Genomic DNA, 23,814 nt, shown 5'->3' with positions numbered 1-23,814 from the left:
CCTCCGAGAGGGGCAAACCCATGAGCCTCAAGAAAACCCAGACCCCGAAAGACGCGATCACGCCTGGCCCCTCACCCTCCCCGCCCTAGCAGCCTGGGCCAGCGCCCTACTCCTCCTCGCCTGCTCCGCTCGCGCCGGCATGATCGTCGCCGTATCGGCAGCCCTGGCCGCCGCAGTGACAGCTTGCCTCACCCGACCACTCACCAGATCTTCCGATCACGTGGGCTCGGATCACCTGAGCCCTGATCGCCTGAGCCCCGAACATCTGAGCCCCGAACACCCAAGCCACCAACGCCAGTACGCCGAACGCCAAGGTCTCGAACGCCGAGGTCTCGAACGCGCCAGCTGGCGAAACGTCGCCATTGCCACGCTCATCTGTACAGCAGCGGCATCGGCCTCGGTCGCGTTCCGAATTCACGCCCTGACCACCGGCCCAGTGGCAGAACTCGCCACCAAGAACGCATTTATAACCGCCCAGATCGCTCTGACCGACGACCCCAAACGCCGCCCCAACCGAGGCGGACGCTTCACGCAAGAAGGCTACGTAGTCCCCGCAGACCTGAAGATCATCCAAACGCCCACAACCAGGCAAGCCGTCAACATCCCCATCACCGTCTTCGCCACCGGGCAGGCATGGAGCACCCTCCTGCCCACCCAACACGTAGAAGTCAGCGGCCGTCTGGCAAGCCCAACCCCCGGCACCCTCGTAGCAGCCACCCTCCTTGTCCGAACCCCACCACGAGTCCTGACACCCCCATCCGACCTGCAGACGGCAGCAGGCACGCTCAGGTCCGGCCTCCGCTCCGCCGCCGACGTCCTACCTCCCGACCAGCGCGGCCTCCTCCCGGGCCTGGTGGTCGGTGACGTCTCCCGCATGGACCCGCAAGTGACCGCCGACCTCAGAGAAGCCGGCCTGAGCCACTTGAACGCCGTAAGCGGCGCAAACCTGGCAATCGTGGCAGGCGCGACCCTCGCGCTCTCCCGCCTGATCGGCCTTCCCCTACCAGTGAGGGCGATCTTCGCCGCTGTCGCGATGCTCGCGTTCACCGTGGTGGCCCGCCCTTCCCCGAGCGTCCTGCGGGCCCTCCTCATGGGCCTGGCGGCCGCCATCGCCATGGGGACGGGCCGCTCGAAGGACGGCTTCGCGGCCCTGTCGGCGACGGTCCTCTTCCTGGTGCTGTTCGCCCCCGACCTCGCCCGCTCGTACGGCTTCGCCCTTTCGGTCACGGCCACCGCCGGCATTCTCCTCCTCGCGCCACGCTGGCGAGACAAGCTGTCGGGTACGGAAGAGCAGAGCGACCCACCAGAAACCCAAGATCCAGAACCCCACCAAGCCGCTGAACCTCGCCATACTCCGGGGCCCGGCCATAATCCGGGGCCCGGCCATAATCCGGGGCCCGGCCATACTCCGGGGCCCGGCCATACTCCGGGGCCCCGCCATAATCCGGGGCCCCGCCATAATCCGGGGCCCGGCCGGATTCCGGGGCCCGGCCATGCTCCCCGTCCCAACTGCAAGGACAGTCCTAGCCACGCTCGCAGTCCCAACAGCGCCAACGGGCCTGGCGATGCTCCTGGCTCCTCCTGCGCCGAGAGGCTCGGCCATGCTCCGGATCTCGGCCACACCCCTGATTCCGACCGAACTCCAGGTTCTGACCGCCTGGCCTCAGGCGCGAATAAGGGTGAGGTGTCGCGGGGCAAAGGCGACAAACCACCACGCCGAATGCCGCGCTGGATGGCCGAGGCTGTCGCTGTGCCTGCGGCCGCGCAGGTGGCCGTGACGCCCGTGCTGGTGCTGATGGCGGGACAGCTGACACCTGTCGCGGTGATCGCCAACCTCCTCGTCGCACCAGCAGTGGCCCCCGCGACCCTGCTCGGCTTCGGGGCCGCTCTGGTGGCGCCCGTCTGGCCCGATGGCGCTCGGTTGCTGGTGATACCGGCCGGGTACGCGGTCGGCTGGATCGTCACAGTCGCTCGCTGGGCGGTGAATCTGCCCTTCGCCACCGTGCCATGGCCGGCCGGTTTTATGGGCCTGGGGCTGCTTCTGCTCGCTGTGGCCGTGGCGATTCCGATCCTGAGACGCCGTGCCTGGCGCGTCATGGCGCTGACGGCGGCCGGTGCCGCTCTGGTGGCGGTGCTGGTGGTTCGGCCCATCGCAGGTCCATGGCCTCCAAAAGGGTGGCTGATGGTGATGTGCGACGTGGGGCAGGGGGATGGTCTCGTCGTCTCGGCCGGGCCGGGTCGAGGGATCGTGGTCGACACCGGGCCGGATCCGGTCGCCATGGACCGATGCCTGCGGAGGATCGGTGTCGAGGACGTACCGCTGCTCGTTCTCACCCACCCGCATGCCGATCACGTTGACGGCCTGCCCGGCGTCCTCAGGAACCGGCGCGTCGGGGCGGTGGTCGTCAGCCCGCAGCGGACGGGCGTGCGAGCCGGTGCACGCATCTCAGCCACACTGGCGCATCGCCGGATACCCGAATGGACGGCCTCGCCAGGGACGCGGTGGCGGTTCGGGCCATCGGAGCTGACCGTACTGGCTCCGGATCCCGCCTGGGGCGAGATGAACGGTTATGGCGAGGGTAGCGCGATCAACAACTCGAGCGTGGTCCTCCACGTACGGTGGCGGTCCGGCTCGATCCTGCTCGGCGGCGACCTGGAAACGGAGGCACAGGAAGAGCTGCTGCACCGCTTCGCCGTACGAGCGGACATCCTCAAAACCCCGCACCACGGATCGAACCGGCAGTCACCGGCCTTCCTGTCCTCACTCGGGGCACGAGCCGCATTGATCAGCGTCGGAGCCGACAACGGCTACGGCCACCCAGCCATGTCCACACTGGGCCTCCTGCGCCGGTTGGGACTCACCGTCTACCGGACCGACCAGTCAGGAGACCTCGCCGTCGTGGAACGAGGAGAAGCAGCCGGAGGAGGAGGGATGGCGGTGGTTCCGCGTGGACCGTAACTCCGAGGGGGATCTCCACGGAACCGCCACCGTGGTCGACGCGGCCCTTCGAGCACGCGGTTGTCGTCCTGCTGGAAGATGGCGGCGATGGTCAAGTCTGGTGAGTCCTGGATAGGAATGGGACGGATACGCCCACCGCTGCGATCCGGACCCTCACTCTCGTCTTCACCAGGGCGGCGAGCCTACCGGCACGTGCCCGGAGAAGCGTTGTGGTGGATTGTGAGGATGGGTGCTTGCTGTCGTGTAGCTATTGGCGGGTTTGAGGTTTTTGTTCAGCTGCGGTGGCTTCTGGGGCGTGGAGGAGGCATGTAAGAACGGCCTTGCGCTGAAGGGCAACCTCGAGGCTTTGCGAGAAGGGGTGAGCGCAGTTTGTGAGGGTGAGTGCGAGGTTTGTGAGAAGGATGAGCGCGAGGGTTTGTGGGAAGGGTGAGCGCGAGGTTTGTGGGAAGGGCAACTCCGAGGTTTGTGCGAAGGGTGGGTCGCGAAGGCGGCACGTCCACCAGCTGCTCCAAGCCCTTCAGCGGAACCGTGTCGTTGCGGCGATCACCTGCGCCACCATGTCAGTCCCTCCATGCCCCTCATCGATGACTATCAGCTCGCTGCCAGACCAGTTCTTATGGAGTTCCCAGGCCGTTTCAAGGGGCCCGCTCACATCGAGTTTGCCGTGAACCAGCACCCCGGGAATGCCTTCCAGGAGGTACGCCTGCTCCACCAGGTCCTCCTTCTCCGGCAGGAAGCAGCCGTTGGCCCAGTAATGAGTCACCAACCGGGCGAACGTCATGCGGAAGAAAGGATCCTGGAAGAGAGGGCTCGGCCGATAACGGGGATCGAGGCTCACATGCGTGTCCTCCCACTCGCACCAAGCGCGGGCCGCCTCATCACGCGTCTGCGGATCGGCCAGGAGCTTGGCGTAGGCTGCGGCCAGGTTCCCATCGCGATCCTGCACGGGTACGGCGTCACGGAAGCGCTCCCACCCCTGCGGGAAGATCCGTCCGACGTCACGGGTGATCCACTCGATCTCCTTGCGGCGCCCCGCGGTGACCGCGAACAGGATCAGCTCGCTCACCCGCTCCCGGTGCTCCTGAGCGTAGGCCAGGCTGAGGGTCGAGCCCCATGAAATCCCCAGCAGCTGCCATTTCTCGATGCTCAGGTGCTCGCGTAGGAGCTCCATGTCGGTGATGAGGTGCTGGGTGGTGTTGACCGACAGATCGGTCTCCGGCAGCCCGGCGTCCGGCGTGCTGTGCCCGCACCCCCGCTGGTGGAACAGGACGATTCGGTACGCCTCGGGGTCGTGGTATCGCCGCCAGTTCGCTGAGGCCGCGGCCCCGGGACCGCCGTGCACGATCACCGCCGGCTTGCCCGCCGGGTTGCCGCTGACCTCCCAGTAGATCTGGTTGCCATCGCCCACGCTCAGCATGCCCTGGTCGTATGGCTCAATCGGAGAATACATAGGGGCAAAGCTAACGTCGTTGCCGGCCAGCTACCTCAGCATTCGCCTCATGCCGCGGGGCGTGGTCCGCCGGCAGTGCGGCAGGTTGATCTGGGGCCACCGTGGGTCTGGTCGATGCGGTCATCGGAGTTCAACGGGACGTCATCGAGCGGGTTCGCCAACTGGGTGGCGCCGGGCATCAGCTTCAGGTCCGCTGAATTGGTGACGGTTGCCTGGACGAGCTGGGGTCGGAGGCGGTGGCCTGAAGCCGGACGAACCCGGCATCTGTTTGCTTCACGTGAGAAGCCGGCTGCCGCTTGTTTGCCTCGCGCAGCATGCTGTTGCCTGTTCCCTTCGCGTGGGGATGCTGCCGCTTGTTCGCCTTGCAGAGGATGTCGGTGCCGGTTCGCCTCGCACGAGGGCGATTGGGTACCGGGTTGTCGGTGGCGCATGGCATGCTGCCTGACATGGCGCGTACCGATCCAGCACCTGTGACCTTGGTCGTCGGCGATGAGGAGTTGCTGGCCGAGCGGGCAGTGGGTGGTGTCGTCGCGGCGGCGCGGGCCGCTTATCCCGGTGCCGAAGTGCATGATCTTGTGGGGGGTAAGGTCACGGGCGGTGAGCTCATGCAGCTGACGTCTCCGTCGCTGTTCGAGGATCGGTCCGTGGTGGTGATCCGGTCGGCCCAGGACCTGGCGAAGGACGTCATCGCCGAGATCGTGGCGTATACCAAGCAGCCCTCCGACGACACCGTGATCGTCCTGTCGCACCCTGGTGGGGTGAAGGGGAAGGCGCTGGTCGATGGGGTGAAGAAGGCCGGGGCCAACGTGGTCACGATCAACAAGGTCACCAAGGCCGGGGAGCGGCTGGACTTCGTCAAGGGAGAGTTCAAGCGGGCGGGGCGGAACATCGCAGGTGACGCGGCTCAGGCGCTGCTCGAGGCCGTGGGTAACGACCTGCGAGAGTTGGCGGCGGCGTGCAGTCAGCTGATGTTCGACGCCGAGGACAAGACGATCGGTGCGGCGGCGGTGGCGCGCTATCACAAGGGGCGGGCCGAGGTCACCGGGTTCAACGTGGCCGACTCGGCGGTCGAGGGGCGGATGGCGGATGCCCTGGAGCAGTTGCGGTGGGCGCTCGGCACCGGGGTCGCTCCTGTGCTGCTGGTGAGTGCGCTGGCCGGTGGGCTGCGGTCGCTGGCCAAGGTGGGCAGCGCGCCCAGAAACCTTCGAGGTGGTCAGTTGGCCAGCCACGTCGGTATGCCGCCGTGGAAGGTGGACCGGGTGAAACGGCAGCTCAACGGGTGGGGGCCGGAAGGGCTGTCGAGGGCGATCCAGGCGGTGGCCAGTGCCGACGAGCAGGTCAAGGGCGGGGGAGCGGACCCGGCTTACGCGTTGGAGCACACGGTTCAGGTCATCGTGGCCAGCCGCACGGGGCGGTAGCGGCTGACGTCCGCCGAAGCGCCAGCAGTGAGGTGTTTGAGGAACTGATCCTTGCTGGGGGCCGCTGTCGCTGCTGGTGCCTTCATGGGCGCGCGGTGGCCTGCGTGTGATGGCTGGGCTGCGACGGCCTCGCGTGTGATTGGTCTGGGTGCGGTGGCCGCGTGCGACGGCTTGCCTGCGACGGCTTGCCTGCGGTGGCTCGGGTGTGATGGCCCCGTAGGTGATGGCCCCGTGTGTGGTGGTCGGTGAGCGAGGGTCCAGGGTGCTTTTTGGGGGTCTGGGTTGCGTCGTGTACGGCGTCAGGGTTCTCTGCGCCGGTCTTGGCGGCGGGTGGTTTCGGTTGCTACGAGGAGTTGTTTGAGGAGGCGGTCCAGGAGGGCTTGGTCTTTGGGGGGCAGGGCGTTGAGCATGGACGCCTCTACCTCCGCGCGGATCGTCATCGCGTCCATCCACAGGTCGTGACCCTTGGGAGTGAGCTCGACGTCCACGCGGCGCCGGTCCTCTGTACTGCGTAGGCGCCGTACCAGGTCCGAGCGTTCCAGCGTGTCCAGGCGGCCTGTCATCCCGGCGGGGGAGAGGAGGAGGTCGGCGGCCAGTTCGGAGGGGGTCGCGGAACCGCCGCGTGCCACCAGGCGGTGGAGGGTCTCGAACTCGAAGTCCTGCATCCCCACCTCGGAGAGAGCCGCCTCCTTGGTGTGGGCCAGGTGCTTCACGAGGGTCTGCATGCGTGTCACGACCGCCTCGACCCGCTCGTCGAAGGGGGCCTTGCCGCGCCAGCGGGCCAGGTGTCGATCGACCGAGTCCTCCATGCCAGGGATGATACGCCGACAAGTATTTTGTTGACGAAACATTCGCTGACGAAATACTGTCCTGAGGCATGATGTACCGATTGCTGATCGGACGATGCTTGTCTGCCCTGGCCACGGCGCTGATTCCGACAACCTTGACCCTGGCGGTCCTGCGCGTGACTGGCGACGGCGGGGCGCTCGGAATCGTGCTGGCGTGCGAACTGATCCCCATGTTGCTGCTTCTGCCCGTCGGTGGTGTGCTGGCCGACCGGTTCAGGCCCGCGCGGGTCGTGCTGGTCGCCGACCTGACGCGGTGTCTGTCGCAGGCCGCCATCGCCGCCGAACTCCTGCTCGGCCTGAACCGCCTGCTCGACCTGGCTCTGCTGTCCGCGCTGGCGGGGGCGGCCATCGCGTTCGGCAGTCCGGCGGTGCCGAGGCTGGTGGTGGCTGTGGTTCCCGTACGGGACAGGTTGCGGGTGAATGCGCGCATCGGCGTGGTGACCAGCCTGTCGGCGGTGGCTGCTCCGGCGATCGCCGGGACGATCACCGTGGGAGTGGGGCCGGGGTGGGCGGCCGGGGTCACGGCGGTGTTGTTCGCCTGTTCGGCGTTGACGCTTGGTGGCATTCGTACGGCGGCCCGCCCCCGTTCTGATGCGGCTCTGGACGAGCGAGGTCGTACGTGCCCGGTACGCCTCCTCGGGCCTGGTGCCTTCTCGTCATTCGGCCAGGACCTCGCCCACGGATGGCGGGAGATCAAGGAACGGCCCTGGTTCCTGGCCTGCGTACTCGGTCATGGTGTGTGGCATTTCGTCGCCGGATTGTTCCTGACGCTCGGCCCCGTGGCCGCCGTACTGCACCTGGGGGGCGAGGCGAGCTGGATGATGATCGTGCAGAGCGGCACCGTGGGGATGTTCCTGGGTGTGTTCGCCGCGCCCAGGCTGCCCATCCGGCGGCCGTTGACCGCGGTGCAGGCAGGCGCCGCCTGTTACCTGCTGCCCCTGGTGGCCCTGGCCGTGTCGGCACACGTCGTGGTGCTGGCGGCGGCGTACTTTGTGGCGATGTTCGGGCTGGGGTTGCTCAGTCCGCTGTGGGAGACGGCCGTGGCCGAGGAGATCCCGGAGGGGGCGCTGGGGCGGGTGCGGTCGTTCGACCAGCTCATCTCGTTCGCGTCGCGGCCGTTCGGGCTGGCGGTGGCGGTGCCGCTGGCTGGGCTGACCGGGGTGACGGCTCTGGCGGTGACGGGCGGGGTGCTGGTCGCCGCCGCCAACCTCGCCGCGATCGCCTGGTCGCCGCCTCGTCGGGCGCGGCCGGCGGAGGAGGTCGCTGCCGGACCGCATGGTGCCGCCACGGGCAGCGGCTGAGGACCAGACCGCCCATGCAGTACGAAGGACCGAGGCGGCAAGGGCCGGGTGGGGGAGGGTCGGGCGGGTCAGGTGAGGGCGGCCTCGCGTACCACTCCGTCGCTGATCTCCAGGACCCGGTCCGCCAGCGTCATCAAGCTCGGATCATGCGTGGCCACCAGCGCCGTAACCCCCTCACTCCGTACGAGCGCCCGCAACAACTCCATGATCTGCCGCCCCGTCTGCGAGTCGAGCTGCCCCGTAGGCTCGTCCGCCACCAGCAGCCGCGGCCGGTTGGCCAGGGACCTGGCGATCGCCACCCGCTGCCGCTGCCCCCCGGACAGCTCGTACGGCCGCTGGTTGGCATGCTGCTCCAACCCCACGAGGGCGAGCAACATCCGCACCCGGGCCTCCCGCTCCTCCACCGGTGCCCGCAGGAGCCGCATCGGCACCCCCACGTTCTCCGCCGCGGACAGCACGGGGATCAGCCCGAACGACTGGAACACGAAACCCACGACGTCGCGGCGCAGGGCCAGCAGTTCGTCCTCGGACATGGCCGTGACCTCGTGCCCGTCCACCGCCACCCGCCCGGCGTCCGGCCGGTCGAGGCCGCCGATCTGGTTGAGCAGGGTGGTCTTGCCGGAACCGGAGCGGCCACGGACCGCGACCAGTTCCCCGGGGAAGATCGAGAACGACACCTCCCGCAGTGCCACGACCTCCTTGGGCCCGCTCCGGTAGACCTTGCGCAGCCCTTCGACCTCGACCAGGGGCGTTTCAGTCACTTGAGGGCTCCTCTCGGGCGGGCCATACGCCGATATGGTCGGATTCGAGCTCAAGACGTACTCGCCGCTCCATGTCGAGGGCGTTCGTGAAGTCGCGCGGCAGTTGCAGGCGGCCGACCCGGTCGAGCACGGCGTACTCCTCGGCGATGATCTGACCCTCGGCGTCCTCCCGCCGGAGCGTCTCGCTGCTGGTACGCCCGTCGCGAATGCCCACCGTCCGGTCCACCTGCTCCGACACCAGCGGGTCGTGCGTCACGATGACCACGCTCACCCCCAGCTCCCTGTTGGCCTTGCGCAGCGCGTCGAACACCTGCTCGGAGGTGTCGCTGTCCAGCTCGCCCGTCGGCTCGTCGGCCAGGATGAGCTGCGGGGAGTTGGCGAGCGCGACGGCGATGGCCACGCGTTGTTGCTCACCGCCCGACATCTCGGCAGTCCTGCGGTTCGCGCAGGAGGCGACGCCGAGCAGTTCCAGCAGTTCGTCGGCACGCCCTCGGCGCGCGGAGCGGGCCAGCTTCATCGGCAGCTCGACGTTCTCCCGCCCGGTCAGGTACGGCAGCAGGTTCCGCGCCGTCTGCTGCCAGATGAACCCCACCACCGAGCGCCGATACCGCAGCCGATCGCGGGCGTTCATCGACAGCAGGTCCATGCCGGCCACCCTGGCCACCCCTGCCGTCGGCACGTCCAGCCCGGACAGCACGTTGAGCAGCGTCGACTTGCCTGAGCCCGACGCGCCGACGATGGCCACCAGCTCGCCCTTGTCGATCACCAGGTCGAGCCCCTGCAGTGCGACGACCTCGACGCCCTCGGTCTTGTAGATGCGTACCAGGTTGTCGCACACGATGTGCGCGTCGCCGCCGAACGCGGCCTTCTGACGCGTGGCCTTGGCTTCCAGCTCTGACAGGGTCGGGTTCATGAGAGGTCCCCCACTCGAAGGACGGCGCCGAGGCTGCGACGGCGGCTGATGACGGTGTGCGCGTACGCGCCGAGCACGGCCACGGCGGCCAGCCCGGCCGCCAGCGCGCTCGGCAGGAACGGGTCGAGCGAGTAGTCGCCGACGGGCAGGTCGCCGGCGTACGACGACAGGTCCACGCCGGGGCCGAGCGCGGATGGCAGGCCGAGGCCCAGCCCGAGCCCGACCAGCGCGGTGAGGAGGATCATGGGCAGGATCTCCAGCACGGTCAGCCGCTGCGCCTGCCGCTCCGACAGCCCCAGCGTACGCAGGAACGACACGGCCCTGGCCCGCTCGGACGAGCCGATGACCAGCGACAGGACGACGGCGATCAACGCGTACGCGGCCAGCGCGCCCGTCACCACCACCAGCGTCCAGCGCACCGTGCTCGTCAGCGGATCGTCCTGAATCGCCCGCAGCGCCCCCTCTTGGGACTCCACGGTGGCCGACGGGACCAGCCGCGCCAGCTCGGAGACGGAGGCGTCGCCCTTGATCAGCAGGGTGTTCACGGCGGGCCGAATCTGCACGCTCAACGGCACGACCATGAACTTGCCCTGGGTGTAGAAGCCGGGCACCGAGGAGATCACGCCCCGCGTGGCCAGCTTCAGCCGCGCCTGCCACCCGATCTCCAGCGTCCCCCGCCCCCGCAGCTCAGGGGAGACGAGTGCCCCGCCGTCGGACAGAGCGGGCAGGTCAATGGGGGCGTCGCCCAGGAGAGAGCGCCACTGGGCCACGTCCACGGCGATGGCCTCGGCGCGCTCGGCGGCGTACCCGACCTGCACCCGTCCCGTCTGCGCGAGCACCACCTGCTCCACGCCGGCCGTCCCGCGCACCCGCTCGAGGGCGTCGGCGGGGATCTCGATCTCCGACGTCATCCTGATCGGCGCGCCCACCTGCTGCCAGGACGCCAGCCGCTGCGTGCCGGAGATCCCGTCGCCGACCACCGCCGCGAACACCGACACGGCCAGCGCGGGAAGCAGGATGAGCACCGGCAACACGCTGGCGGAGCGTGCCCTGGCCGCCCTGGTCAGCCCCAGGAACGGCACGGCGGCCCGGCCGCGCGAGGCCAGCCGGACGAGCAGGCGCAGCGGGTACGGGTAGCAGCGCAAGGTGACCAGCGCCGCCGCGACCGTCAGGGCGACCGGCACCACCAGCAGGAACGGGTCCTGCCCCGCCGACGCGCTCAACCCGCGAGCCCGCAGCAGGTACGCCCCCGCCAGCGCCAGCACCACGACCAGCACCTCCAGCGTGATCCGCTTGGCGGAGGCCCGCCCGGCGGCCACGTCGTCGCGCCGCGAGTGCAGCGGCGTGCGGTGCAAGAGGGCCAGGCGCACGGCGGCGAACCCGACGGCCACGAGGACCACGATCACCGGCCCGGCGTGCACGATCGGCAGCACGGGGCCGGGCACGAGGTACGACAGCGCGTACCCGGCCGCCGCCCCCGGCACCACGGCCAGCCCGGTCAGCGCCGCCGCCGCGCCCGCCACCTGCCCCAGTGACCCGCCACGGGCCCTGGCCAGCGTCAGCGGATGGTCCAGCCGGTCGGCCAGGAGTTGCACGGCCAGCACGATCACGCCGAGCGCCACCGCGAGCAGCCCGCCGAGCACCAGGTACATCACGGTCTGCGCGGTGAACAGCCCGGTCAGGAAGCCGTCGAGCAGGTTCGGCAGCCCAGTCTCGACGTGGTACGGGCTGGCGGTGCTCGTGCTCTGCAGCCCCACCACCCGGTCGAACTCGGTCACCGCCGCCTGGAGGCCGGGCGCGGCCAGCGCGCCGACCGCTCCTGTGTCGAGCGGCAGGATCCAGCGGTAGGTCAGGTGGCGCCCCTCGCCGCTGAGCGCGGTCAGCCCGGCGTCGGAGATCAGCGCGGTGGTGTGCTTCTCGAAGTCCAGCCCGCCCGGCGGCTGCAACTTGGTGACGTGCAGGATGTCGGAGTTGTGGGACCAGTAGCGGTCGCCGGGGTCCTTCGCCCGGAACACGCCGACGATCTTCACGGCGGCGTAGTCGTTCTCGCCGACGATCTTCGTCTGGCCGACCTTGAGGTCCATCTCCCGCTGGGCCTCCTCGACGATCCCGGCCTCGAACACAGGGATCGTCTCGCCCTCGTACCGCATCGTGTTGGGTGCGCCGGGCGCGCGCCCCTGGACCCAGTCCACGCGCCGGTCGGCGTCGGAGAGCCAGCCGAGGTTGAGGTAGGTCTGGCCGCCGGTCCCGGTCATCGGCGTGAGCGTGGTCTTGGCGTTCATGTGGCCGGGCGCGGTGGTCAGCGGGCGCAGCTCCGCGGGCACGATCTCGCGCCAGAGGCGGGCGCGGGAGTCGAACTGGGCGCGTTCGCGCAGGTCCTCCTCCCGCGAGCCGGACTCCACGGCCACGGTCAGGTCGGCCTGCACGGCGGGGGCGGCGGTCAGCGAGCGGCGCAGCGCCTCGTCGTACGACGCCTGCATCGCCCTGGGCAGCCCCGCCACCAGCAGGCACGCGCTCAACGTCAGCACGAAGAGCACGGCCACCGTGCCCAGGTGCACTCGGGCGAGCAGCCAGATCCTCACTGTTCCTCCCGAAGGCCGAGCTCTTGCCTGCGCAGGTTGCGTGCCAGCCCGGCGACGATCGCGAACAACACCCCGGTCACCAGCACCAGCATCACGCCGGTGGCCGCCCACGGGATGTCGAGCTCCACATCAGGCGTGACGGCGGCGGCCTGGCCGGTCAGCACGATGTGCGGCACCACCAGCACGCCGACGACCACCGCGAGCCCGGTGCCCGCCGCCAGCGACAGCCCGATCACGAACGCCTGTTCCATGGCCAGCATCCCGAACATCTGCCGGGAGCTCACCCCGAGCGCCCGCAGGATCGCGAACTCGGCCATCCGCTCCCGCGCGGCCACGGCCGCGTTGACCAGGAACCCGAGCACCGCGAACACCAGCGCCGCCAGGAACCCCAGCATCAGCGCCCCCTGCAGCCCGCTGGCCAGCGGGTCGTCCCGCAGGGTGGCGGCCAGTTCGCGCTGGTCGAGCGCGGTGACGTCCCACTCGGGATGGCCCTTGAGCGCGGTCGTGGCGGCGGAGGTGTCGGCGTCGGCCAGCCACCACTCGGTGGCGGGCCTCGGCGGCTGCGCCGCGGCCAGTTCGTGCGTCTGCAACGTCTCCCAGTCGGCGAGCACGGCCTTCTGCCCGGCCGCCGTGGTCGGCATCGTCTCCACGACGCCGACGACCTTGATCGGCATGACCCTGCGGTCGATGCTGGCCCGCCCGGTCTGCCCGACGCCCAGCTTGAGGGAGGTGGCCAGGTCGGCGGTGAGCACGACGGGCAGCGGCGTCGCCGCGGGTCCGGGGACGAAGGCGGCGGCCGTGCCCGTGCGGGGCACGTTCAGGGTGAGCGCGGGCGCCGCCACGTCCTGGCCGTCGGCGCTCAGGCCGGTCACCTTCAGGCTCGCGGTGTTCTCGGGCGTGCCCGCGACCAGGCCGCGCAGCGACAACGGGTAGGTGATCGTCCCGCTTCGCCCGGCCAGCGACCGCAGGTCCACCTCGACCTGGTTCGCGCCCGGCTTGAGCACGCCGAGCGACACGTCGCGCCAGACGCCGAGCGCGTCGGACACCACCAGCCGCAGCGGCAGGTCCGCGCTGGCCTCGGCGCGCAGGGTCAGTTCGGTGGGCTTGCCCGGCAGGTCGAGTTTGCCCGCCCGGTCGCCGGCCAGCGCCCGCGACAACTCGCCGACGCTCTGGGCCGACAAGTCAGGACGCAGGTGGTAAAGCTCGCCCAGTTTGCCCGCGTCGAGCGCGAGCAGCAGCCCGCTCTCGCCGCTCACCTCGCTCTGCCCGCGGAAGCCGGGGGAGGAGGCGGTGACGCCGGGCAGCGCGGTGAACGCCGTGCCTCGTCCGAGCGCGCCCAGTTCCGGCCCGTCCGGCGGTCCGGACAGCCGCAGGTCGGCCCCGGTCTGGTGGCGGGCCTGGTCGAGCTGCGAGGAACGCCAGGTGGAGGCGGTGGCCAGGGACACGATGCCGATCGAGATCGCCATGGTGAGCAGCAGCGCGGGCCCGGCGTACTTCAGCGGCCGTCTGCTCACCTGCCACGCCCCGAGCGCGGGGGCGAGCGTGGGCCGCCTGGAGGTCAGCCGCTCGGCCAGCCGCGAGATGCGCGGCACCAGCCGCAGCCCGAGCATGCCGCCCGTGAGCAGGGCCAGCGCGGGCCCGGAGATGATGAGCGGGTCGATGCCCAGCCCGCCCGCGGCCGTCGTGGTCACGGGGGCGCCGTAGCGCTGGAGCTGCCAGATCGCCAGCCCGGCCACGACCAGCAGAGCGAGGTCCGCGCCCGCCCGCTCGATCAGCCCGCGCCCGCCGCCGCGCCCGCGCGCCGACTGCTCCTCCACGTACGTACGCCGCGCGCCCGCCAGCGCCGGCAACACCAGCAGCACGGCCGCGGCCAGCGCCACCCCGAACGAGACGACGAACGTGCCCGCGTCCGCCACCGGCGCCAGCCGTACCCCTGAGGCCTTGATCCAGGGCAGCAGGTTGACCAGCGCGAGCAGCGGCGGCCCCAGGAACGGCGCCACGACCGCGCACGGGAGCGCCACCAGCAGCGCCTCCCCGCCCGCCAGCGCCGCCAGCCGCATCGTGCCCGCGCCCCGCGAGCGCAGCAGCGCCACCTCCATGCGCCGGTGGTCGGCCAGCAGTCGCGCGGTCAGCATCAGCGCGTACGCGGCCAGCAGCAGCAGTTGCAATACCGGGATCAGCATGGTGGAGCGAGCCACCAGCGAGGCGGTGTCGAGCTGGGTGAGCATCTCCGGCAGGCGGCTGGCGGCCACGCACCCCGCGCAGCCGTCCGCCTTCAGCCGCTCGCCCACCTGCGCGATCTGCCCGGCCAGCGGGCGGAGCTGCTCGGGGGTGAGCGTCCTGAGGTCGGGTACGGCGGTCCAGGTCGCGTTCACGCTGGTCGCGAAGCGGCCGATGAAGGTCTCCCGCGCCACCATGAGCGGCCCGTACGTGGTGAAGTCCCCGCGATCGACGCCGCGGCTGAGGAGCTGCTCCCCGGCCCAGCGCTCGCCGAACGGGTCGCTGAGCTGGAAGATCCCGACCACGCGCACCTTGACCGGGCGCGGGTCGAGCCGTCCGCGGGTGGTGAACTCCCGCCCCACCTCGAACCCGGTCGCCGACGCCGCCGACAACGAGATCGCCGCCTCGACCTGCTCGTCACCGGGCTTCGGCCAGGCGCCGGAGACGAGCCTGGCCTGCCCGTCGAGCCCGTCGTAGCTGCCGAACCTGAGCAGTTCGGGCCGCTCCCGGTCCTCCTGGCCCGGCATGGTGTAGGAGTCGGAGCGGAAGCTGGTGGTGATGGCGGGCGGGCTGGTGTAGGCCCTGGCCAGCTCGGCGCGTACCGACTGGTCGTAGCGGGGGAAGGTCTCCGCCGTGACGGGGGCGCTGATGGTGGCGGCGGTCTGCGCGTACGAGGCCGTCTCCATCGTCCTGCGGACACCGGCTTCGGCGATGGAGGAGGCGTACATGGTCAGCGCCACCAGCGTGGTGGTCGCCAGCAGGATCGAGCCGAACGCGGCCAGGAGGAGCAGCGGCTCGCTGAACGCCCTTTTGACGACCAACGGCCCCCGCATGTGTCCCCCTTCGCCCGTTTAGTGCACCTTCGGGCACGCGGAGGACGAGGGGCAAGGTGATCTTTGCAACGGTGACTCACCCGATACGGCGGTGTGATATCGAAACCGTGACAAACCGCTGCCGGAAAACAAGAACGCCGCACCCTCGCAGGGGTGCGGCGTCAAGAAGTGCCGTCTTACTTGGTGGCCAGCGCCGCGGTCTGCTTGGCGATCGCGGACTTGCGATTGGCGGCCTGGTTCTTGTGGATGACGCCCTTGCTGACGGCCTTGTCGAGCTGGCGGGCGGCGACCCGCTGAAGGGCCGTGGCCTGCTCGACATCGCCCTGCTCCGCAGCCTCGCGGAACTTGCGGACAGCCGTCTTCAGAGACGACTTGACAGCCTTGTTGCGCAGACGAGCCTTCTCGTTCTGCTTGTTGCGCTTGATCTGGGACTTGATGTTCGCCACGAAGAAGCCTCGGTGAAGGTCTGAGTGATGGATGGGGCGCGCGGGCTCACGAGAGAGGGCGCGCCACACGCAGTTGCTCAGGGTACCAATAACTCAGGCGGCAGCTCAAATCAACGCCATCGCGTCATGTACTCGCGCCAATCTTCTTCAGTGGCCGCGAAGTCCACATAGAGGGCGAGACCGAACAGTTCGCGACGGCCGTGGCCGGTCAGGGCCAGCTTGGCGCCCTCGGCCGCCATCTCGACGCTCTCGGCGGCGTCCGACCATGCTACGCCGTGGTCGTGGTAGGCGGGAGCGCCGATGTACAGGGCCTTCCCGTCGGGGACCAGGTCCAGGGCGAGGCTCGCCTGGCGGGCCACGTAGCCGCCGTACAGGGACTGGAGCGGGGTGAAGGAGTCGTACGTCATGATCGCGACCTGGTCGACCCGATCCACGACCTGGCGGAAGTAATTTTCTGACCAGTATTTGTCGTGGCCCAGGATGGTCCGGGCGGTCAGGCGCATGCCCGGGTACGGCTCGATCTGCGGGGTGGAGGTGGACAGGAGTTTCGTGTGCTGCCTGGTTCTGTTCAGGAGTTCGAGGAACTCGGTGTCGCCGTCGCCGATGGGCTCGAAGTTGTAGTGGATGCCGTCGTAGCCCTGGCTCATGATGGCGGCGACTCCGGCCAGGACGTTCTCGCGGGACTTGGGGGCGTCGAGGTCGAGGCCGTTCTTGACGGTCTGGCCGAGCCAGGCGGAGACGCGGAGCCCCGGTAGGTACTTGCGCACCCATTGGACGAAATTTCGGGCGTTGGGGTATTTGGCTGGATCTAAGCGGCCGTCGTACTCGAAGGGGCCGGAGTGGACGTACAAATCCTTGATGCCGGTGGCGCGGAGCCGTACCGCTAGTTGTTCGACGTCGTGCTCCGTGCGGCGGCCGTCCACCCAGGCGTGGCCCAGCCAGAGAGCGTCGTTGCCGGTGCTCTTCGCCCAGGCCGCCGGGGCACCGGTAAACTGGAGTCGAAGCGCCGCGGCGAGGAGGCCGCACAGCGCGACCACGATGGCCAAGGCCAGCGCGAGCAGGCGCAGGCCGCGGCGGATGACGGTTCGGGCTATCACCCGGGCATGTCACCATGAAAGCTTGCTTGCCCTCAACCCTGTCGAAACGGACTTCGGTGCGCACTCAGCCTGGCCAGACCGACCCCGCGTTGATCCGCAACTTCTGCATCATCGCGCACATCGACCATGGCAAATCGACCCTTGCCGACCGGATGTTGCAGATCACCGGTGTGGTCGACGAGCGTTCCATGCGCGCCCAATACCTCGACAGGATGGACATCGAGCGCGAACGGGGCATCACGATCAAGTCGCAGGCCGTGCGGCTGCCGTGGGACGGCCACGTCCTCAACATGATCGACACCCCCGGTCACGTCGACTTCACCTACGAGGTCTCCCGGTCGCTGCAGGCGTGCGAGGGCGCGGTCCTGCTGGTCGACGCGGCCCAGGGCATCGAGGCGCAGACGCTGGCCAACCTCTACCTGGCCATGAACGCCGACCTGACCATCATCCCCGTCCTCAACAAGATCGACCTTCCGGCGGCGCAGCCGGAGAAGTTCGCCGAGGAGCTGGCGGGGCTGATCGGGTGCGACCCGTCCGAGGTGCTCAGGGTGTCGGGCAAGACCGGTGATGGCGTGCGCGAGCTGCTCGACCACGTGGTCCAGACCGTGCCCGCGCCGGTGGGCCAGGCCGACAAGGCCGCCAGGGCGCTGATCTTCGACTCGGTCTACGACACCTACCGCGGTGTCGTCACCTACGTCAGGGTCATCGACGGCCATCTGGGCAAGCGGGAGCGCATCCTGATGATGTCCACGATGGCCACCCACGAGACGCTGGAGATCGGCGTCATCTCGCCCGAGCCCAAGATCGCTGAGCTCGGGCTGGGCGTCGGCGAGGTGGGCTACCTGATCACAGGCGTGAAGGACGTGCGGCAGTCGCGGGTCGGTGACACGGTCACGGCCGCGGTCAAGCCCGCGAAGGAGATGCTGGCCGGCTACGAGCACCCCAAGCCCATGGTGTTCTCCGGGCTCTATCCGATCGACGGCGACGAATATCCCGAGCTGCGCGAGGCGCTCGACAAGCTGCAGCTCAACGACGCGGCGCTGGTCTACGAGCCGGAGACGTCGGCGGCGCTCGGGTTCGGGTTCCGGGTGGGGTTCCTCGGGCTGCTGCACATGGAGATCGTGCGTGAGCGGCTGGAGCGGGAGTTCGGGCTGTCGCTGATCTCCACGGCGCCCAACGTGGTCTACCGCGTGGTCATGGAGGACGGCAAGGAGCTCACGGTCACCAACCCGTCGGAGTTCCCCACGGGCGGCAAGATCGCGGAGGTCTTCGAGCCGGTCACCAAGTCCACGATCCTGGCGCCGTCCGAGTTCATCGGCGCGATCATGGAGATCTGCCAGGGGCGGCGCGGCCAGCTCCTCGGCATGGACTACCTGTCGGAGGACCGCGTCGAGATCCGCTACACGCTGCCGCTCGGCGAGATCATCTTCGACTTCTTCGACCAGCTCAAGTCGCGCACCAGGGGTTACGCCTCGCTCGACTACGAGCCCGCCGGTGAGCAGGAGGCCGAGCTGGTCAAGGTCGACATCCTGCTGCAGGGCGAGGCGGTCGACGCCTTCAGCGCCATCGTGCACAAGGACAAGGCCTACACCTACGGCGTCGACATGGCCAAGAAGTTGCGCGAGCTGATCCCGCGGCAGCAGTTCGAGGTGCCGATCCAGGCCGCCATCGGGGCCAGGGTCATCGCCCGCGAGAACATCCGCGCGATCCGCAAGGACGTGCTGGCCAAGTGCTACGGCGGCGACATCTCCCGTAAGCGCAAGCTGCTGGAGAAGCAGAAGGAAGGCAAGAAGCGGATGAAGATGGTCGGGCGGGTCGAGGTGCCGCAGGAGGCCTTCGTCGCCGCGCTGTCCACCGACTCCAGCGGCGACAAGACCAAGAAGTAGCCCCTTCCTACAGGCCCAGGACCGAAGGTTCGCGTGCGAGCGAGCGCCAGCGGCCCTTCGGGTCGTCCACCAGGCGTCGCGCGGTCAGGTCCATCAGGCCGCCGACGCCTGTCAGCTCGGCGGCCAGCTCGCCGTCCGCGCGGGTGAACTCCTGCCTGATCCTGAACGTCTTCCCCTCGCCCCACTCGAACGCGCACGTCACCTCCACCTCGTCGCCGCCGCGCAGCTCGCGGCGGTAGCGGATGGTGTTCTCGAGGGCGATGGGGCCGACGCCGGACTCGCGCAGGTCGTCGACGGTGATGCCGGCCGCGCGCAGGCACTCCCAGCGGGCGTGCTCGCTGTATTGGTGGTAGACGGCGCTGTTGAGGTGGCCCTGCGTGTCGAGCTCGTAGCCGCGTACGGCGATGCGTACTGAGAAGGTCATTCCCGTTCCTCCAGCCAGGTGTGTGATTTGGCGGTGAGGTAGCGCAGGCCGTCGTCGCCGATCTCCACCCACTCGCCGCGTGCCCATCCGCCGGTCGTCTGCGGCGCGAACCCGTGCCGCTGGAACAGCGCCGACGCCTCCTTCTGGGTGAGCCCGCGGCGCCCCCAGTCACCGATGACCCGCGCGGTCCGCTCGTCCTCGCTCACCTCCTGCTCTCCCAGCGCGGCGGCCAGCTCTTCCAGGCCGCGCGCGATGAGCCGCAGCGAGGACTGGACCCTCGGGACATCCATCGTCATCGCCTATCGATCGGTAGCGATTGCTCATCGATCCTAGCGGCTAGTCTGAAAGCATGGAAGTGGTGCATACCGCGCGGATGGTTCTATCTCGCGTCACGGCTGACGACCTGGACGCCGTACACGAGATACATTCGGATCCGCGTACGAGCGTGTACCACCCCAGCGGCCCCGTCACCGACCTGGAGTCCAGCCGCGCCATGCTCGATCTGTGGCTGGCCGACTGGGACCAGCGCGGGCTCGGCTACTGGGCGGCCCGGCGGCCGGGGGAGTCGCGGGTGCTCGGCTTCGGCGGGCTTCGGCGAGCGATGCTGGACGGTCGCGAGGTGCTGAACCTGTACTACCGATTCCGTCCTTCGGCGTGGGGGCACGGGTACGCGGTGGAGCTCGCTCAGGCGGCCCTGGTGGTCGGTAAGGGGCTCGGGACCGTGGTGGCCGTCATCCGGGACATCAACGAGCCGTCGCACCGGGTGGCTGAGCGGGTGGGGATGCGCAAGGACCGGACGATTCCGTACGGCGGAGTGCCCAGCGACGTGTACGTCGCCTGACCGTTACTTCGTTCTGCCGCCTCGCCACACGTACCCCACCAGCACCAGCGTGCTCATGACCGCCTGCGCCACCAGGAGCGGGGCCGGGGAGGCCGGCTGGGAGAGCAGCGCCATCGCGGTCGGGAGGCAGCCGAGCAGGGCCAGGTCCGGCCCCGTCGCCGCCCACATGAGCGGCCCGGTCGGGATGGCCCCGCCCGGCGAGTCGATGACCGGCATCGAGTGGTCGATCGGGGCGCGCCCGGCCATCCGCAGGGCGGCGGCGGCCAGGGCGGGCGCGGCCATCGGCCCGAACAGGGCGAGCTCACCGGACAGACCCGTCAGCGCCAGGGCCGCCCACGCCCCGCCGAGCAGCGCGGGCAGCGCCGCGCGGGCCGCGAGCGCCGGGCGCCTGCCCACCCCGATGAGCCTGGCCAGGGCCGGGTTGTCGGCGTCCCTGCGCGCTCCGGACGTGCTCATCGACGCCACGGCCAGCGCGCCCGCCAGCACGGCCACCCCGAGCGCCACCGGAGAGCCACCCGCCTGGGCCAGCACCGCCGGGAGCGCGGCCGTCGCCGCGATGGCGGCCAGCCGCCCCGGCCTGCGGCCCAGGCGGCGCCAGTCGTGCCAGGCCAGCGCGAACGGCGCGGGCAACGACGGCCACCTCCTGGAGGTGAGCTTCCTGGCCCGCCAGTGGTTGTCCTCGGCGATCCAGGTGAGCGCGCCGGGGTCGAGCGACACGGCCGCGCTCGCCACGTGACCGGCCCTGGTCGAGGCGGTCACGAGGGTACGGGTGGGTATCCGGTCGAGCGAGGCCCACGCCCGGCGCGCCAGGAGGCCTGACACCACGGCGGCCGCGGACACGGCGGCGGCGACGGCCGGCCCTGGGGCGCTCGCGGCGATCGCCAGCACCGTACGGAGCTGCCCCGTCACCGCCACCGCGGCCAGCACCAGCAGCGCGGCCATCGTGCCGGTCAGCCAGACCTGCCAGGACTGCGCGGCCTGCCCGAGCGCGGCCAGCGCCATCCCGCCGACGGTCGCCGACACGCCCAGGACGAGCGCGCCCAGCACCCGCCACACGAGCTGGTCGGGCGCGCCCAGCACCGCCAGCAGCCCCGCCCCGAGCAGCAGGCCCGCCAGCACCGCGACCAGGCCCAGCAGTCGTGCGGTACGGCCGAGCAGGTGCCGCCGGTTCAGCGGGGACGGCAGCAACCAGGACGCGTCGGGGCCGGGCAGCAGCACGGGACCCGCCGAGCGGGCCGCCCCCAGGAAACCGGCCAACGCGAGCGCGAGCAGCGCCACCCCCGCGCCCATGCGTGCGGGATCGACAGGACCGGCCAGGCCCGCGAACACGCCCGACAGCGGCTGACCGAACACGACGATGGCCATGACCAGGGCGAACACGGTGACGTAGCGGTCGAGCACACTGGTGCGGGCGGGTCCGCGCGCGCGTACGTAGGCGCGTACCTCTCGCACGGTGGTCACGCGGCCACCCCCGACGGCGAGACCTGGCGGCCGTGGGTGGCCAGGTCCTGGTCGTGGGTGGCCATGACGACGGTGCCGCCCTCGTCCGCGTACTCCTCCAGCAGGTCGGCCAGGCGGGCGCGGAAGCTCGTGTCCAGGCCGCGCTCCGGCTCGTCGAGCAGCAGCACCGTGCTCGGCCTGAGCAGCGTGGAGGCCAGGCAGAGGCGCTGGCGCTGGCCGGTGGACAGGTTCAGCGGCGGCGCGTCGGCCCGCTCCTCCAGCGCGAACTCCTCCAGCGCCGTGTCCACCGTCATCCGGGCCTCGGCGTGCACGGCCCCCATCAGCTCCAGGTGCTCGCGTGCCGTGAGCCCCGGATACCAGGCGGGCTCGTCGCCCAGCAGCGCGACGCGGCCCCAGAAACCGGCGTCGTCGGACGGCGGCCTCCCGAACACGCGGACTTCGCCGGAGGTGGCGGGCTGGAGGCCGGCCAGGCAGCGGAGCAGGGTGGACTTGCCGGAGCCGTTCGGGCCGACCACGGCCACGATCTCGCCCGGCGACACGGTCAGGTTCATGTCCCGCAGCACGGGGTTGCCGCCGAGTTCGACCGTGAGGTCGTCGGTGCTGATGATCGAGTCGGACACCGTTCGAGCGTACCCAGCTCATGGAGTCAGCGGGCGGCCCCATGGAGCAGAGGCCAGATCGCGGCGCTTCGCTGCGCCGCGGTGCCCGGGCAGCCGTGGCGCAACCAGTCCAGGATGACGCCGAGCAGGGCGCCGGCGAGGAAGACCGCCATGGAGTCGTCGGCGTGGGATCGCTCTGCGTCGGCGCGGGCGAGGTTGACGTGGATGGAGGCGGTCAGCCGCTGGTGCATGTGGTTGATGACGCGGGCGCTGCCGCCGTCGCCGACGAGCGCGCGGTAGAGGTGGGCATGCTCGGCGACGTGGGAGAACACCGCGGCCAGGGCGGTGGCGGCCAGGCGCTCGTCGGCGGGGTCGAGTCGGGAGCCGATCACGGGGGCGGCGGCCATCAACTCGTCGAACATCGCCTCGCACGCGCTGGCCGCCAGGTCGTCCACGCTGCCGTAGTGCTCGTAGAAGGTCGAGCGGTTGACGTCGGCTCGCCTGGTGATGTCGAGGATCGTGATCTGGGTGAGGTCGCGGGCCTTGATGAGCTCGCGCAACGCCGTCTCCAGTGCTGTACGGGAGCGGTGGACGCGACGGTCGGAAGGTTGCTGAACGGACACCCCCCTACTGTAGGGTTTCCGACACCTGCCGTTTTTCCTGCACGTGTCGTCTTTTTTCAGGAGATTTTATGAACGTGGTGGCGATCATCGGCATCGGCGGGATGGGTCAGGCCATCGCCCGCCGCCAGGGCCCCGGGGCCCACATCCTGGCCGCCGACCACAACGAGGAACTCCTGGACTCCGTGACCGGGCTGCTGCGTGACGAGGGTTACGAGGTGACGCCTCAGGTCGTGGACGTCTCCTCCCGGGAGTCCGTCGCCGCGCTCGCCGGGAGGGCCGCCTCGCTGGGGGACGTACGCGGCGTGGTGCACACCGCCGGGCTGTCCCCGATCCAGGCCCCGGTACCCGCCATCCTGGCCGTGGACCTGCTGGGGGTCGCCCTGGTGCTGGAGGAGTTCGGCAAGGTCGTCGCCGCCGGCGGGGCCGGCGTGGTGATCGCCAGCATGGCCGGGCACTTCCAGGCCGCCTTCCCCGCCGAGGACGCTCTGCGCCTGGCCACCGCCCCGGCCGACGACCTGCTGTCCCTGCCGATCGCCGACCCGGCCCGCTTCGCCGACTCCGGCCAGGCCTACGGCTTCGCCAAGCAGGCCAACCTGCTCCGCGTCCAGGCCGCCAGCTCCACCTGGGGGGCCAGGGGTGCTCGCGTCAACTCGATCAGCCCCGGCGTCATCGCCACTCCCATGGGGCAGGCCGAGCTGGGCAGTGGTCATGGGGGCGTCATGAAAGCCATGGTGGGCGCGTCCAACGCGGGGCGCCTCGGCACTCCGGCCGACATCGCCGCGGCGGCCGACTTTCTGCTCGGGCCGGCCTCGGGGTTCATCTCCGGTACGGATCTGCTGGTGGATGGTGGGGTAGTGGCCGCGGTTCGTACGGGGAACCTCGGCTGAGTCCGTACGAGGCCACTTCGGTCCCGCCTGTACGGGCGCCTTGCCCCTTGCGCGGGCTCTTCGGCCTGTTGTCCCCGCCCGTACGCAGCAGTTCCCCGGGCCCTTGCCTCCAGTCACCCACACCGGGGCACTTAGTCCGCTACCTCTAGTCGCCTGGACCGGGTCCTTGGTCTGTTACCTCCAGTCGCCCACGCCCACGCCCACGCCCACGCCCACGCCCACGCCCACGCCCACGCCCACGACTGGGCCCACGACTGGGCCGGGC

General features: G+C 70.2%; 19 protein-coding genes. 6 read left to right on the top strand and 13 right to left on the bottom strand.

Annotated elements, in window-relative coordinates; translation table 11 throughout:
- The first annotated feature begins 139 nt into the window (after window positions 1-139).
- Window positions 140-2,959: a ComEC/Rec2 family competence protein gene (locus ACFPZ3_RS16430; RefSeq protein WP_379514969.1), complete on the top strand. Its 2,820-nt coding sequence runs from the start codon at window positions 140-142 to the stop codon at window positions 2,957-2,959.
- Window positions 2,960-3,476: 517 nt separating this feature from the next.
- On the opposite strand, the gene pip is transcribed toward ACFPZ3_RS16430, so the two are convergent.
- Window positions 3,477-4,409, bottom strand: a complete 933-nt coding sequence (pip, locus tag ACFPZ3_RS16425) for a prolyl aminopeptidase (RefSeq protein ID WP_379514968.1) — start codon at window positions 4,407-4,409, stop codon at window positions 3,477-3,479.
- Window positions 4,410-4,855: 446 nt separating this feature from the next.
- Between pip and holA the strand changes: the two genes are divergently transcribed.
- Window positions 4,856-5,827: a DNA polymerase III subunit delta gene (gene holA, locus ACFPZ3_RS16420; protein WP_379514967.1), complete on the top strand. Its 972-nt coding sequence runs from the start codon at window positions 4,856-4,858 to the stop codon at window positions 5,825-5,827.
- A 299-nt stretch (window positions 5,828-6,126) separates the two neighbouring features.
- On the opposite strand, the gene ACFPZ3_RS16415 is transcribed toward holA, so the two are convergent.
- On the bottom strand, window positions 6,127-6,636 hold the full coding sequence (locus ACFPZ3_RS16415) for a MarR family winged helix-turn-helix transcriptional regulator (RefSeq protein ID WP_379514966.1): 510 nt from the start codon (window positions 6,634-6,636) through the stop codon (window positions 6,127-6,129).
- A gap of 68 nt (window positions 6,637-6,704) precedes the next feature.
- On the opposite strand from ACFPZ3_RS16415, the gene ACFPZ3_RS16410 reads away from it, so the two are divergent.
- On the top strand, window positions 6,705-7,976 hold the full coding sequence (locus ACFPZ3_RS16410; protein WP_379514965.1) for an MFS transporter: 1,272 nt from the start codon (window positions 6,705-6,707) through the stop codon (window positions 7,974-7,976).
- A 68-nt stretch (window positions 7,977-8,044) separates the two neighbouring features.
- On the opposite strand, the gene ACFPZ3_RS16405 is transcribed toward ACFPZ3_RS16410, so the two are convergent.
- From ACFPZ3_RS16405 to ACFPZ3_RS16380, 6 genes are all read right to left on the bottom strand, one after another.
- Complete coding sequence (locus ACFPZ3_RS16405; RefSeq protein WP_379514964.1) at window positions 8,045-8,737, bottom strand: ABC transporter ATP-binding protein; 693 nt, start codon at window positions 8,735-8,737, stop codon at window positions 8,045-8,047.
- Window positions 8,730-9,650, bottom strand: a complete 921-nt coding sequence (locus ACFPZ3_RS16400) for an ABC transporter ATP-binding protein (protein ID WP_379514963.1) — start codon at window positions 9,648-9,650, stop codon at window positions 8,730-8,732. Before ACFPZ3_RS16400 ends, ACFPZ3_RS16405 begins: the two co-directional genes overlap by 8 nt.
- Window positions 9,647-12,232, bottom strand: coding sequence for an FtsX-like permease family protein (locus ACFPZ3_RS16395; RefSeq protein ID WP_379514962.1), 2,586 nt, complete (start codon window positions 12,230-12,232; stop codon window positions 9,647-9,649). Before ACFPZ3_RS16395 ends, ACFPZ3_RS16400 begins: the two co-directional genes overlap by 4 nt.
- Window positions 12,229-15,285 (bottom strand): ABC transporter permease, encoded by a 3,057-nt coding sequence (locus ACFPZ3_RS16390; protein ID WP_379514961.1) that lies wholly within the window; start codon window positions 15,283-15,285, stop codon window positions 12,229-12,231. Before ACFPZ3_RS16390 ends, ACFPZ3_RS16395 begins: the two co-directional genes overlap by 4 nt.
- A 176-nt stretch (window positions 15,286-15,461) precedes the next feature.
- Window positions 15,462-15,731, bottom strand: coding sequence for a 30S ribosomal protein S20 (gene rpsT / locus ACFPZ3_RS16385; protein WP_379514960.1), 270 nt, complete (start codon window positions 15,729-15,731; stop codon window positions 15,462-15,464).
- A 110-nt stretch (window positions 15,732-15,841) separates the two neighbouring features.
- Window positions 15,842-16,828, bottom strand: a complete 987-nt coding sequence (locus ACFPZ3_RS16380; RefSeq protein ID WP_379514959.1) for a glycoside hydrolase family 18 protein — start codon at window positions 16,826-16,828, stop codon at window positions 15,842-15,844.
- Window positions 16,829-16,884: 56 nt separating this feature from the next.
- On the opposite strand from ACFPZ3_RS16380, the gene lepA reads away from it, so the two are divergent.
- Entirely contained in the window at window positions 16,885-18,714 is a 1,830-nt protein-coding gene (gene lepA, locus ACFPZ3_RS16375) for a translation elongation factor 4 (RefSeq protein WP_379514958.1), read from the top strand.
- Between the two features lie 7 nt (window positions 18,715-18,721).
- On the opposite strand, the gene ACFPZ3_RS16370 is transcribed toward lepA, so the two are convergent.
- Both ACFPZ3_RS16370 and ACFPZ3_RS16365 read right to left on the bottom strand, forming a co-directional pair.
- On the bottom strand, window positions 18,722-19,138 hold the full coding sequence (locus tag ACFPZ3_RS16370; RefSeq protein WP_379514957.1) for an acyl-CoA thioesterase: 417 nt from the start codon (window positions 19,136-19,138) through the stop codon (window positions 18,722-18,724).
- Window positions 19,135-19,428, bottom strand: coding sequence for a hypothetical protein (locus ACFPZ3_RS16365; protein ID WP_379514956.1), 294 nt, complete (start codon window positions 19,426-19,428; stop codon window positions 19,135-19,137). Before ACFPZ3_RS16365 ends, ACFPZ3_RS16370 begins: the two co-directional genes overlap by 4 nt.
- Before the next feature lie 59 nt (window positions 19,429-19,487).
- On the opposite strand from ACFPZ3_RS16365, the gene ACFPZ3_RS16360 reads away from it, so the two are divergent.
- On the top strand, window positions 19,488-19,979 hold the full coding sequence (locus ACFPZ3_RS16360; RefSeq protein WP_379514955.1) for a GNAT family N-acetyltransferase: 492 nt from the start codon (window positions 19,488-19,490) through the stop codon (window positions 19,977-19,979).
- A gap of 3 nt (window positions 19,980-19,982) precedes the next feature.
- Here ACFPZ3_RS16360 and ACFPZ3_RS16355 read toward each other — a convergent pair whose 3' ends face one another.
- The 3 genes from ACFPZ3_RS16355 to ACFPZ3_RS16345 are packed head-to-tail and all read right to left on the bottom strand — an operon-like array spanning window position 19,983 to window position 22,662.
- On the bottom strand, window positions 19,983-21,440 hold the full coding sequence (locus ACFPZ3_RS16355; RefSeq protein WP_379514954.1) for a DUF6297 family protein: 1,458 nt from the start codon (window positions 21,438-21,440) through the stop codon (window positions 19,983-19,985).
- Complete coding sequence (ccmA, locus tag ACFPZ3_RS16350; RefSeq protein WP_379514953.1) at window positions 21,437-22,060, bottom strand: heme ABC exporter ATP-binding protein CcmA; 624 nt, start codon at window positions 22,058-22,060, stop codon at window positions 21,437-21,439. Before ccmA ends, ACFPZ3_RS16355 begins: the two co-directional genes overlap by 4 nt.
- A 26-nt stretch (window positions 22,061-22,086) precedes the next feature.
- Window positions 22,087-22,662: a TetR/AcrR family transcriptional regulator gene (locus ACFPZ3_RS16345; protein WP_379514952.1), complete on the bottom strand. Its 576-nt coding sequence runs from the start codon at window positions 22,660-22,662 to the stop codon at window positions 22,087-22,089.
- Between the two features lie 68 nt (window positions 22,663-22,730).
- On the opposite strand from ACFPZ3_RS16345, the gene ACFPZ3_RS16340 reads away from it, so the two are divergent.
- A complete protein-coding gene (locus ACFPZ3_RS16340) occupies window positions 22,731-23,549 on the top strand; it encodes an SDR family oxidoreductase (protein ID WP_379514951.1) in 819 nt (272 codons plus the stop codon).
- Window positions 23,550-23,814 lie beyond the last annotated feature (265 nt).

Source organism: Nonomuraea insulae (assembly GCF_042656245.1).
Note: the sequence above shows the minus strand (reverse complement) of the source record. Positions and strands in the feature narration are given on the sequence as shown.

Coding starts and splice junctions, on each gene's coding strand:
- ACFPZ3_RS16430 (WP_379514969.1), top strand. CDS start 140: ATGATCGTCGCCGTATCGGCAGCCCTGGCCGCCGCAGTGACAGCTTGC.
- pip (WP_379514968.1), bottom strand. CDS start 4,409: ATGTATTCTCCGATTGAGCCATACGACCAGGGCATGCTGAGCGTGGGC.
- holA (WP_379514967.1), top strand. CDS start 4,856: ATGGCGCGTACCGATCCAGCACCTGTGACCTTGGTCGTCGGCGATGAG.
- ACFPZ3_RS16415 (WP_379514966.1), bottom strand. CDS start 6,636: ATGGAGGACTCGGTCGATCGACACCTGGCCCGCTGGCGCGGCAAGGCC.
- ACFPZ3_RS16410 (WP_379514965.1), top strand. CDS start 6,705: ATGATGTACCGATTGCTGATCGGACGATGCTTGTCTGCCCTGGCCACG.
- ACFPZ3_RS16400 (WP_379514963.1), bottom strand. CDS start 9,650: ATGAACCCGACCCTGTCAGAGCTGGAAGCCAAGGCCACGCGTCAGAAG.
- ACFPZ3_RS16390 (WP_379514961.1), bottom strand. CDS start 15,285: ATGCGGGGGCCGTTGGTCGTCAAAAGGGCGTTCAGCGAGCCGCTGCTC.
- ACFPZ3_RS16370 (WP_379514957.1), bottom strand. CDS start 19,138: ATGACCTTCTCAGTACGCATCGCCGTACGCGGCTACGAGCTCGACACG.
- ACFPZ3_RS16365 (WP_379514956.1), bottom strand. CDS start 19,428: ATGGATGTCCCGAGGGTCCAGTCCTCGCTGCGGCTCATCGCGCGCGGC.
- ACFPZ3_RS16360 (WP_379514955.1), top strand. CDS start 19,488: ATGGAAGTGGTGCATACCGCGCGGATGGTTCTATCTCGCGTCACGGCT.
- ACFPZ3_RS16340 (WP_379514951.1), top strand. CDS start 22,731: ATGAACGTGGTGGCGATCATCGGCATCGGCGGGATGGGTCAGGCCATC.